Source organism: Candidatus Borrarchaeum sp., from assembly GCF_019058535.1.
Classification (GTDB): Archaea; Asgardarchaeota; Sifarchaeia; order Borrarchaeales; family Borrarchaeaceae; genus Borrarchaeum; species Borrarchaeum weybense.
The window spans coordinates 1-11,234 of the sequence record NZ_JAHPYX010000034.1; the positions used below are offsets into that span (position 1 = coordinate 1).

The following is an 11,234-nucleotide window of genomic DNA, read 5'->3' on the forward strand; positions in this document are numbered from 1 at the left end:
AAACGTTCCTGTTTTTATACATAATTCCTCAAAATATTCGTCAAAATCAGCGTTAGTCCATTGAACTTCTAGGTCTAAATTATAAACCGTGTCTTCGTTCCAAACGCGAATCAACGCGGCATCTATTTCCCATATATCCTGAGTGCTGCTATCTCCTGAGGGATTGCCATCCCTAAATCTTATGATAAAAGTAGAACTAATCAGGTAATCAGTAATTGAAATATTATTCCAAGAATCAGCGGCCAAATCGCCAAAGAGGTTTACCCAGCCTGTTCCATTCCAGGCATCAACCAATATATCCTCAGCGCCAGTTGAGCCAGCATAAATAGATAGATTCGCATTTGGTAAATTCAAGGGAATATCGATCCATTGAACTTCTTGGTTTAAAGTGTAACTGCTATCAGCAGCAGGAAGAAAAGCATATTGTTCACCTATCCATTCTTCATTTTCTACTCCTAATGCCCCTGTCCATGTTTTATCCCCTGTTGAACCTGCAGTTGTTTGAGTATAGTAAGCACTTCCTATCGCAAGTCCGTTACCAGGGCTGGCTCTCTCATCCAAGCCTATTTCTGTCGTTCCAGAAGGAGGACTCCCTGTGATGGCATCATCATCATCAGCACAATATAAGGAAATAACAAAACAAGTGTCCTCAGTTGTTGTGATCGAAGGGGTATTAGGGTTTTGATTACTGCCACTTGCTGTCGTTCCCTCTACATGAATGGGAGAAATTGAATCTACACCTCTAAGTGTGATAATCTGCCCTGCCCAACCACAAGCATCAGTCCACGTCCACGAATAACTACTTGGTTCAGATGCTCCTGCAAATTTCCAGTAAATGTAGATATGCTGACCTGATTGTGGGTTCTGAGGATTAATGTAATTGTTCTCCTCAGTCCAACCAGAAGGCGCACTTGCCATCGTAGAACCATCAGTATCGCTCGCAATAGTTGAAGCCACAATGGCAAACATAAAGTCGCCGTCTTGTGTGCCAGTTGGTTTATTAATGGTCATATCAGTTCCAGTTTCATTATTGCCACCCGCATAACCGATAAATTCAATAGCTTGCGTTTCAGTCAAAACAGCCATGTTGGTGTCGTAGTCAGTCATATTCGAAAAATCGGTTATAGTGCCCGCATCATTTTCACCATCTATATTGGAGACCTCATTATCAACAGCAGTCTCATTACTTCCTGCGCCCTCACTTTTGATTAAGCATGCATCAATGTACCACATATCCTGTGTGTCTAAGTCATTTGTGGTATTGCTTCCTCCAAACTTCACTGTGAAGGTTGTGCTGTTGATATTAACCGTAAAGTTGTTCCAGCTGTTAGCAGTCAAATCAGATGCAACAAGATGCCAATCACTCCCAGTCCAAACGGTGACATTAAGGTCCTCGTCGCCCAGATCACCAGCGTAGATGCATAACTCCTCAGTTGATAGGAAATAAGAGACGTTAGTAAATTGAACCTCTTGATCCATAAGAGAGGGTGAGGGTGGTGCTGGTTGCCAAGATGCAGCTATTCTTACACCACGATTAACAGTACCAGAAGCAGTTGAACTAAGACTTGTTTCACCGTCTGCACCACGTAATTCTGCAACTGCAAAACCACTCGAACTGAAACTATTGTCGTAAACCTCGACCTGTCCTTCACCATGAGTAGTAGAGAGAAGGTTTCCCCAACCAACAGCAGAAATAACCCACGCATCAGTTGAAGGGGAAATATCGTTAGAAATGCTTGTACCAGAACTCCAAATCGTTTCATCAGTAGCTTCAGGTGCACCTTGACTCACTCCTGTAAATTCAGAACAGAAACCGTAAACCTGAGCTCCGCTAGTAAGAGTGCCAGAAAAGGTAATACTTACCGTTTGAGCTCCGTCTGAAGGTAAATTCGCTTCCAAGATGTAAAAGATACTTGCTTCATAAATAGTAGTTGTGCCTGTTTGTTGCCAAATCGCTTCGACCATAGTTTGACCACCATAGGTAGCACCAGAGATGTCTATATCGCCACCATTCTCTATACCAGCACAAACTACAACCATCCGATTACTACCTGACACCAATGTATGCGAAAACTCAAGAGGAGATGCAGATACTCCTGAATCCGTCCAACTGGTATCTGTTCCGACTTTTTCAATCCCACCAGCAATTGCGGTCTCACTAAAATTTGCCATGTTACCATCGTAAGCGGTCATGTTATTAAAATCGCTCAGCGTTCCTAGATCTGCTAAAGAATCGACATCCGAGCTATTGTTATCTACGAAATCTTCTATGGGAGGAGTCTCAACTGATTCCTCAGTTAAGGTATCAACATTAGAATCAAGGGCTTGTTCATAAGGAAAATTAGAATGGCTACCTATATCTGGTGGAACAGAAGAGTCTACATTACTTGAATTATTATCAACGAAATCTTCAACATCAGTCTGAGCATAAACACGCATATCAGAGTTGATAATCATACTAAAAGCTAATAGACAGATCAGACCGATGATGAAAAAATAATTCTTTCTCATATAGATTTATCCTTAATGGTTTAACTACTTCCCTTCGAATTAACCTTCCACTCATGAATAATAAAAATTCTGGTAAACTTATCATCAATACTTTTAGATCCTTGAGAAATAGAATAGAATTTGTTTACTATAAATTGGAATTTGATAAGAAGAATAAAGAGAACCCGTATAGGTAAATTAGGCAGGTTTAAACCATTTGAATTTCACGAAACCGCCCTTCAATCATTCCGATATTTTAACAAAAAATTGCAATATGATGGAAAAACAGATCAATCCTATAATGGTGCTAGAGTGTCATGCCAGATGCCGCGTTTTAAAGTTGAAAGAGATCAAAATCACTGATTTTTTCCACTTTATTGCGACCACTGATAGTTTTTGAATAACTGAGTGAATATGATGACCCACGACTATAATAGAACAACAACAGGCTTCTTTGTGTATGGGATTTATATAATATGGTGCTATTTTTATTCTAAAAACGAAGGCTAGTCCCATAGTATAAATACAGAGCGGAATTCGAATGGTAGTTAATGATAAACGTTCACCGCCACTTGGAAAAGAAGACGTGATTAAAATATTGTTAATGGGCCCAGCAAATGCTGGTAAATCAGAGTTAGGCAGCCGTCTCGAAGAAATTTTCAACGGTGAAAGAAAGGCTTATGAGGGTGGCTATGAGACATCCAAGCGTAATCCCACCTCTGTTGGAAGAAATTCTAGCGTTGATAAAGATCACAAAAAAGAAGCGTCTGTGTATAAGCCCACACCTGGAGTGGCGTTTTATAAATTTTCTTTAAGAAAAACAGGAACAAATAAACATGAACATGAACTGGAATTTGTACATTGGGAACTCGGTGGACAAGAAAGATACCAAAATCTATGGAGTATATGGTGGGCTGGTGCACGAGGCGTCATTGTAGTTCTTGACTCGTGTAAAACTTCAGATGATAATTACTTAAAAGAAGCAAGAAGAATACTTGACATCATCGAAACAAAAATCAAAAAACCATACATTATCTGCGCGAATAAGCAAGATCTTCAGACGGCTATTCCAGCACATGAATTACGTAAGCGTTTGCAATTATGGACTCGTCCAAGTTACTTGGGCACGTTTCCCATCTCTGCACTTTCAGGTGAAAATGTGAAAAAGGTTCTCCTGCGATTTCTCTCATCAATTGGATTCAACTTTTTGTAGAGAAGTGTACATTTTAATATGCATGCAAGAGGAGTTTTTTAAAATGAGTTATATAGCCGTTAATATCATCAGTACTACTTAAACTTGCTATTTGTGTATATTGTTCCTTAAAGGAGCCAAATTTCAATTTTAATAAGAAATTAGCGAAGCGCTTCTTAATCATTTTTCTTATCACATAGTATTGTATTTCAAAAAAAGTTAAGCTATGTGATATACGTATTATAGCAATTTCGTGAAACTGCCCTTTCATGCAATTAATTTCTTGGAATTTAGTACGCATTCACCTTCAAGAGGACAAAGAATAATTCAAGGCCGCTTCTGCGTGAATTTTTAAAGTATTAAGCAACTTTACGTCAGCATCTTTTTGTTTAAGAATCAACGGTAGTTCCGTACAGCCTAAAATAACGCCATCAACTTCATAATTGCTTATTATCTCTAGAAGTCTATTTTTACTTTCGTTCTTGAAAACACCTATCACTAACTCGTCAAAAATTATTCTGTTGATATCATTCTGTTCGTCCTCTGTTGGGACTTTAACCTCAATTCCAAGTTTCTTACAAGCATTTTGATAAAATGAAGATTGCATAGTAAATTTAATTCCCAGAAGCAACAGTTTTTTCATGCCTTCTTGCTTTGCTTTTTCTGCAGATACTTTAACTATGCTAAGAAGAGGAATATTTGATAATATTTCCAATTCTTCGAAAACAGCGTGAGGTGAATTAGCTGCCATTAAAACAAACTCTGCACCTGCCTTTTCTAATGAATTAATGCCTTCAAGGATATATTTTATGTACATTCGCTTGTTTTCATTTTCAAAATTAGTGAATTTCTGGAAATCTAGGCTGAAGATTACAATTTCTGGATAGTAATAGTCCATATTTTGTTCGTAATATGTTCTAAGGATTAACTCATAGTATTTTATCGTTGATTCATAGCTTATTCCGCCTAAAATACCAATTCTTTTTGCCACTAGTGATGCCCCGTTTATGGAGTTCTTTCTGGATAGAGATAACTATTAATTAAATCTCTTTTCATTCTTCGATGAGAGGTAGAATATTTTCAGCAGAAGGAATGATATATCCTTTCCCCTTAAGATTTTTCACGTATTCATCAATATTATTAGTGTAGTTAAAACCGAATGCCTCTGTTTCTTCCTGTGAAAGGTTTGATACTAGCGTTACGTTATAACGTGACAGGATATCAATAATCCGATACGCAATATATGACGGCATACTGTATTTTTCTATAAGTTTTTTCCCTAGAACGTTCATATTTCCTTTATATGTTTTAAGAGCTTCTCCAAACTCAATATTCCCTATCCCTTCTCTTGCCTCAGCGAACATAATAATTTGTCCGCCATCTCGCACTGCACCATAACTATTAAACAAGGCCTTAGTAGATTGATATAATTGTCCGTCTTTTTCATACCCTCCAGCTGAGAAAATAACGAAATCGGCTTTTCGGCTTATAAATACTCTTCCTGCTCGATTTACTTGTTCGCATCCTTCAGCGAAAGCCTTTTTCCAGTCACCTTTAGCAACATAGAATATCTTTCCATCCCCATTCTCAGCTACATTGATGAGGAGAGAAGTACGATCTCGTAGAAACATCTCAGCACCTTCATTCATGTCTTCGTGAACTGGGTTTCCTTCAAGGATTGCTTGACATACTTTTGGATGAAGGGACCCGTCCGCCCTTATCGTTAGAGAATGATTTTGTTGAATGGAATCATAACCTGCTATGCCAGGATGTATATATTTTCTACCCCCACCAAATCCTGCTATTACATGGTGAAGAACTCCGCCATACATTATAATATGGTCTGCCTCACAGGCCTCACTAGTCAAATATAATGACGTGTCGTGGGTAGTTTTTCCTATATAAGTCAGACGATCAGTATTCATATTAGCAGAATTAATAACTTCTACTTTCTTTATCGTTTCTTCTCCTACAAGTTCATGCATTCTTTCAATAGGTGTATCAACATGCGTTCCGAGAGCGATAATAACTTTTATATTTTCATTTATTGCACCTTCTTCAAGAAGAATGTTCAAAATTACTGGTACATAGAGATTTCCTTTTGTCCAAAGCCTTGTGTGATCAGCAACTAGAATAACTATCTTTTTTGTCTCAATGTTTTCAGGCAATGAATTTCTGACGGCCTCTACTATTTGATCTTTTATTTCCTCTTGGTCAAGCTCTGGAATTTCTGGACCAGTTAATACATCAAGGATCTTATCGTCTGGTATAGATATTGTCTTAAAGTCCTTACCTATCTTTAATTTAATCTCTATCCCAATCCCCCCTTAATATGCTATAAAAATCGAAATGGGAAGTCCAGTGAAGTATAATTGCATCCAGATTTATTTGTTATTCCTATAAGGCGTGAATATAAAATATTTGTGAATATTTTCAATAAAAAATTGACTTAGAATATTGTTTATTTCATTAAGTTACAATTTTCTCCCATTCATCTCTCATTATAATCTTAGTTACATCCTTAAGATGATCTGTAGCTAAGATTCCATAAAGATGATCAATTTCATGCTGTACTAATTCGGATAGGTCTCCAACGAATTCTTCTGTTTTAATATCTCCATTCTCATCTTGATACTCAACTTTAATGCTTTTGTTCCTCTCAACTTGGACAAAAAATGCAACATCGAAACAGAAGCAGCTATCCCACACTTGAAACATTTCGTCACTTTTCCAAGTTATTTTAGGGTTAACCATAATGAATGGTTGTTCTGGTAATAGAAAAAGGATGACCTTCTTCATATGACCTATCTGAGGCGCAGCTAGCCCTCTGCCGATCTTTTTTGTTTTCTGAAGATGAATAAGAGTATCTTTAAGATCCTGGAGTATTTCCTTAAGTTCTAAGTTGAAATCCGTGACTTCTGATGATTCTTGCCTCAATTTAGGATTCCCGATTAATAAGACATCTTTGATTGCCATAACCAAAGATTAAAACTAATTCTTCTTAAATACTTAGGTTAAAAACATGTTTGCAACTTTACGATGAACTTTTGTTTAAAATTATAGGTGAGAAATCATGCAAAATATTAAAAGAATTAAAAGTGATGAAAAGCTCTTAGCAGTTGTCAAAAACCTAAGCGAATTAGTAGCTTACCAAGAGGGCTCTGTAGTGAGTAGAACCATTATGGATAAAGAAACAGGAACCGTAACTGTATTCTCTTTTGACGAAGGGGAGGGATTAAGTGAGCATACGGCGCCATTTGATGCTTTAGTTTGTATTCTTGATGGTGAAGCAGAGATAACCATCTCAGGCGAAGCTTATCGTGTTAATGCAGGTGAAATGATTATAATGCCCGCTAACGACCCACATGCCCTAAGAGCAGTAACGCCGTACAAGATGCTTTTAGTAATGATTAGGTCTTAATATGTTACCTTTTTTTCGATTTTTTCTTAAGAGTAAAAGAAAAACTCCTAGTGATAATTTATGGTAGAATATATTGAAAAAGAGTTCAAATCGATATTAAATGTCTTCAAGTATATCGATAGCTGGTATTGGTGCAAATATACCATCAATACATACAATGGCTGTCAATTTGGCTGTATCTATTGTGATTCAAGAAGTGCGAAATACCGGATGCCTACTGATTTTGAGAATACTATTATTGTTAAGAAAAATATCAAAGAAATGCTTGATAAAAGACTAACAAGAGCAAGAAAACTACTACCAGATGTTGTGGCTACTGGGTCCAATGATCCTTATCAACCTGCAGAAGCGAAATACAAGAATACTAGGCAATGTTTAGAAGTCTTTTCAAAGCATAAATATCCCGTTAGTGTAGGAACAAAATCAAAACTGGTTTTAAGAGATCTCGATATATTAGAAAAGATTGGAAAAGACTCTTGGTGTAGTATTTGTGTGACAATTACAACAAACGATCAAGAGATATCAAAGTTCTTGGAACCTAGAGTTCCAACACCTAAAGAAAGATTTGATGTAATTCGAACAATAAAAGACCAGACGAATTACATTCAAGCAGGAGTATCATTTATTCCAATTGTACCATACCTGTGTGATTCAGATGAACATTTAGAGGCGATGGCAAAGAAGATCAAAGAGATAGGAGCAGATTTTATTCTATTTGGCAGCGGAGTTACTATGAGAGATTTACAAGCCAAATGGTTTTTGAAACATTTGAACGAAAGATATCCTGAATTAATTGAAAAGTACGAAGAACTTTATGACTTTAAATACAATCCAGAATCATATGAAGGAAAATACACTCCAAAGACAAGCTATCATAAAAAGATTAATAAAAAAATGCTCAATTTATGCGAGAAATATGAATTGCCTTACCGAGTGAAAAGGTTTATTCCACAGGATTTTAGAAGAATGAATTATTCAATTGCTGAAAAACTTCTAAATGAAGCGTATAGGCAACAAATGTTAGGTAAAGCTTGGAGTAAGAAATATTGGGCAGGAATGAATATACAAAATTTGAAGGAATCTATTGTAGCTATAGCAAAAAGAAATGAATTACAGGAAATTCGAAATGTCAATGATGAAATAGAGGAGTTCATTCGAGAAAATCTAGATGTTGATGAAGATCAAACAGGACTTTTGCGTTTTCTATGACTAATATTTATTTAAATTTAATCACTTACAAGATAATATAACATCGAATGAATAATTGTATATGAAATGAGAACCCCCTGTGGAATTAAGATTGTCGAAAGGATTCTTTTGTCGTATCTGTAGGAAGCCAATCGAGAAGACAGAAGATTTTGGGACAAACGCTGATGGTAGTATAAACAATGATTATTGTCGATTATGTTTTCAGAATGGTAAGTTGACACATCATAAGCTCTCAACAGAACAAATGATTGAAGTAGTGGCTAGTATTTTGGTAAAACAAATGAATATATCAAAAGAGCGAGCTAAAGAAAAGGCTAGAATGTTCATTCAACTTAAAAGATTGCAAAGATAGTGACATAAATGGGGTTTTACGCTTTTTTCTGAACTAATCAAAAGTCTATAACACAGTGTATACCGATAGCATTTCGTAAATCAACTCTTTACTAAGGAAAGAAAAACTATAAGAACTATTTAATAATAATAGCTAAAAAAATGAGGTGAGAATATGGAAATGCAAAAAGGACCATTTTGCCAGTTTTGTGGCTTGCCATTCGAAATGTTAGAAGGTTATGGAACAAACGCTGATGGAAGTAAAAGCGAAGATTACTGTCAAGACTGTTTCCAGAACGGAGAATTTACGCATCCAGAGGCCACACTGGAGCAGATGATTGAAAGGGCAACGGAACTACTCGTACAACTCTCTTTTGGTTCATTGACAGAAGAGCAGGCAAAAAAAGAGGCTGAAAAGCACTATCCAACCCTTAAAAGATGGAAAAGTAAGTAAAAAATTTAACTTTTACTCTTTTTTTGAATTATTTCATAATAAGCTCTTAGTAGTTCACAGAAAATCAATTTCGGGGGTTCTAATTGAAATATTATTCAGAAGATGAAATGAAAGATCTAAGATTAGCTTTTGAAGAGAAGGTGCTTAAGTGGAAGCAGATCGATATCAAGAAAATGTTTGGTTGCCCTTGCTATCAATCGAATGGTAAGCTTTTCGTGTTTCTTGTGACAAAGGGCATAGTTATTACAAAACTAGATAAAAAAGAGAAAGAGATACTATCTCAACAGTTCTCGACGACTCCTTTTAAAGCTGGCAAAAAAACAGTTCATAATTGGGCAAGGATACCTATCAATCGCAAAAAAGACTTGGATCAAATTATGCCTTTTGTGAGAAAAAGTTATGATCGTGCGATCCAAGAAACATAAGCAGCAGTATAATTTTTAATTTTGATCCTGAATTTTTCACTAAACGTTAATCCGTTCTAAGGAAATTATATTTCTCCAGAATCTTTCAAATAATCTTATATATATGTAGAAAACTATTTCTGTTAATATGAATCAAATTTTCTTAATCGCATTTATACTGTGTTTAATTGGATACCTTTTGCATACAATATCTCATTTCTTTGAATACAAAGGATATAGCCTTGGACAATCAAAGATGTTTGAGATTGTACTAACAATAATTATTTTCATTGGATACGTTGGATGGTTTTTGATGTCTTTTTTCGATCCAATTCGAATAAACATATCGGACTATATTGCGGTGCCATTGGGTCTAGCAATAGGAATACTAGGCTTAGTGCTGTTTGTAGTATCTGCCAAATCAAAAAGAGGATTCAGAGAACTAGATTATCTTGTCACTAACGGAATATATTCTAAATTTAGAAATCCTATGTATGTTGGTATTATGCTCATACATGTTGGATTCCCACTCATGGCAAAGAGTTTTTTAACCTTGCTTTCTGCGGTAATATGGATTCCATTAATACTGATCTGGAAGTATATGGAAGAAAAGGATTTGGAAAAAAAGTTCGGAAATGAATATCTCGAATACAGAAAGAAAACAATCTTCTAGACGCCGTTCATAATAATCTTCGTTCAAAAGAGGCTATATTATGGCTAAATACACAGAACCAGATTATGAGAATAGTGCATTGCTTACAATTGATACACAAAATGATTTCTCGCTAAAAGATGCGATCTGTGAGATTAAAGGAACCTATGATGATGTAATTCCTAATATGGTTAAAATTCTAAAACGATTCAGAGAAAAGAGTAAACCAATAATCCACATAATAAGACTCTACAAAGAAGATGGTTCTAATGTTGATATCTGTAGAAAAAAGAAAGTGGAAGATGGATTAAAAGTAGTTGCTCCAAATTCTGAAGGTGCTGAATTAGTCAAAGAACTAAAGCCTAATGAAGTTAAATTGGATGCAAAAAGACTACTGAGTGGAGAAATCCAAGAGTTAGCATCTAACGAATTCGTGATATATAAACCCAGATGGGGAGCGTTTTACAAAACGCCGTTAGAAGACTTCCTTCAAAAGAAAGGAATAACAACATTGGTTTTTACAGGCTGTAACTTCCCAAATTGCCCTAGAACATCCATATATGAAGCAAGTGAACGGGGTTTTAGGTTGATAGTCATTGAAGATGCGATTTCGGGGATCTACGGAAAGGGATTGAAGAACTAATAAATATTTCTTGCGAACTTATCACGACAGAAGAATTTATAATGTCTTCGCAAGAAGACCCCCCAACTTGTTGGGGGGGATGAATTGCGTTTTTTTGCTGTTTTTACTTTCACGGTAGTGTCCCCCAGTTTAAATAGCTGTTTGCGGATACTATCGTTAGTGATATGACGCTCAAGGGAACAGAGGAAGACCTGTGATGAAACGTACGTACAAATTTCGCTTGTATCCCACCACACCACAGGCAACTATTCTCACTCAATGGCTTACTACTTGCCGACTGTTGTATAACAACTCTCTGGCAGAGCGAAAAAATGCCTGGGAAACTCAGAAACAATCAGTTACGTATGGTGAGCAAGCCAACCAATTAAAAGACGCTAAAAAGACCACTCCATTTTTAAAAACGGTTCATTCGCAGGTACTGCAAGACGTGCTGAGACGA

The 11,234-nt window shown here is 36.2% G+C and carries 13 protein-coding genes; 9 read left to right on the plus strand and 4 right to left on the minus strand.

The features are described 5' to 3' along the window. Window positions 1–2,511: hypothetical protein (locus tag QVB70_RS01865; RefSeq protein WP_287582800.1), on the minus strand; the 2,511-nt coding region annotated here is incomplete at its 3' end. Window positions 2,512–3,031: 520 nt separating this feature from the next. Between QVB70_RS01865 and QVB70_RS01870 the strand changes: the two genes are divergently transcribed. Next, window positions 3,032–3,703 (plus strand): ADP-ribosylation factor-like protein, encoded by a 672-nt coding sequence (locus tag QVB70_RS01870; protein ID WP_287582802.1) that lies wholly within the window; start codon window positions 3,032–3,034, stop codon window positions 3,701–3,703. A gap of 286 nt (window positions 3,704–3,989) precedes the next feature. Here QVB70_RS01870 and QVB70_RS01875 read toward each other — a convergent pair whose 3' ends face one another. The 3 genes from QVB70_RS01875 to QVB70_RS01885 form a co-directional block, all read right to left on the minus strand. Next, window positions 3,990–4,673 carry an amino acid racemase gene (locus QVB70_RS01875; RefSeq protein WP_287582803.1) on the minus strand — a complete coding sequence of 228 codons (684 nt, stop codon included), beginning with the start codon at window positions 4,671–4,673 and terminating at the stop codon, window positions 3,990–3,992. A 61-nt stretch (window positions 4,674–4,734) separates the two neighbouring features. Next, complete coding sequence (gene larA, locus QVB70_RS01880; protein ID WP_342766535.1) at window positions 4,735–6,003, minus strand: nickel-dependent lactate racemase; 1,269 nt, start codon at window positions 6,001–6,003, stop codon at window positions 4,735–4,737. Window positions 6,004–6,151: 148 nt separating this feature from the next. Then, window positions 6,152–6,658 (minus strand): peptide deformylase, encoded by a 507-nt coding sequence (locus QVB70_RS01885; protein WP_287582823.1) that lies wholly within the window; start codon window positions 6,656–6,658, stop codon window positions 6,152–6,154. Between the two features lie 97 nt (window positions 6,659–6,755). Between QVB70_RS01885 and QVB70_RS01890 the strand changes: the two genes are divergently transcribed. The 8 genes from QVB70_RS01890 to QVB70_RS01925 form a co-directional block, all read left to right on the plus strand. Beyond that, window positions 6,756–7,103, plus strand: a complete 348-nt coding sequence (locus QVB70_RS01890) for a cupin domain-containing protein (protein ID WP_287582805.1) — start codon at window positions 6,756–6,758, stop codon at window positions 7,101–7,103. A gap of 60 nt (window positions 7,104–7,163) precedes the next feature. Beyond that, window positions 7,164–8,312 (plus strand): radical SAM protein, encoded by a 1,149-nt coding sequence (locus QVB70_RS01895; RefSeq protein ID WP_287582807.1) that lies wholly within the window; start codon window positions 7,164–7,166, stop codon window positions 8,310–8,312. A gap of 91 nt (window positions 8,313–8,403) precedes the next feature. Continuing rightward, on the plus strand, window positions 8,404–8,664 hold the full coding sequence (locus QVB70_RS01900; RefSeq protein ID WP_287582808.1) for a zinc ribbon domain-containing protein: 261 nt from the start codon (window positions 8,404–8,406) through the stop codon (window positions 8,662–8,664). A 159-nt stretch (window positions 8,665–8,823) separates the two neighbouring features. After that, the gene (locus QVB70_RS01905) at window positions 8,824–9,096 is read left to right on the plus strand and encodes a zinc ribbon domain-containing protein (protein WP_342766536.1); all 273 of its coding nucleotides are present in this window, start codon (window positions 8,824–8,826) and stop codon (window positions 9,094–9,096) included. Window positions 9,097–9,179: 83 nt separating this feature from the next. Continuing rightward, complete coding sequence (locus QVB70_RS01910) at window positions 9,180–9,521, plus strand: TfoX/Sxy family protein (RefSeq protein ID WP_287582812.1); 342 nt, start codon at window positions 9,180–9,182, stop codon at window positions 9,519–9,521. A 178-nt stretch (window positions 9,522–9,699) separates the two neighbouring features. Then, on the plus strand, window positions 9,700–10,173 hold the full coding sequence (locus tag QVB70_RS01915; protein ID WP_287582815.1) for an isoprenylcysteine carboxylmethyltransferase family protein: 474 nt from the start codon (window positions 9,700–9,702) through the stop codon (window positions 10,171–10,173). 40 nt (window positions 10,174–10,213) lie between these two features. After that, complete coding sequence (locus tag QVB70_RS01920) at window positions 10,214–10,795, plus strand: isochorismatase family cysteine hydrolase (protein ID WP_287582817.1); 582 nt, start codon at window positions 10,214–10,216, stop codon at window positions 10,793–10,795. Between the two features lie 196 nt (window positions 10,796–10,991). Continuing rightward, a partial coding sequence (locus QVB70_RS01925) for a helix-turn-helix domain-containing protein (RefSeq protein ID WP_287582819.1) occupies window positions 10,992–11,234 on the plus strand: 243 nt, incomplete at its 3' end.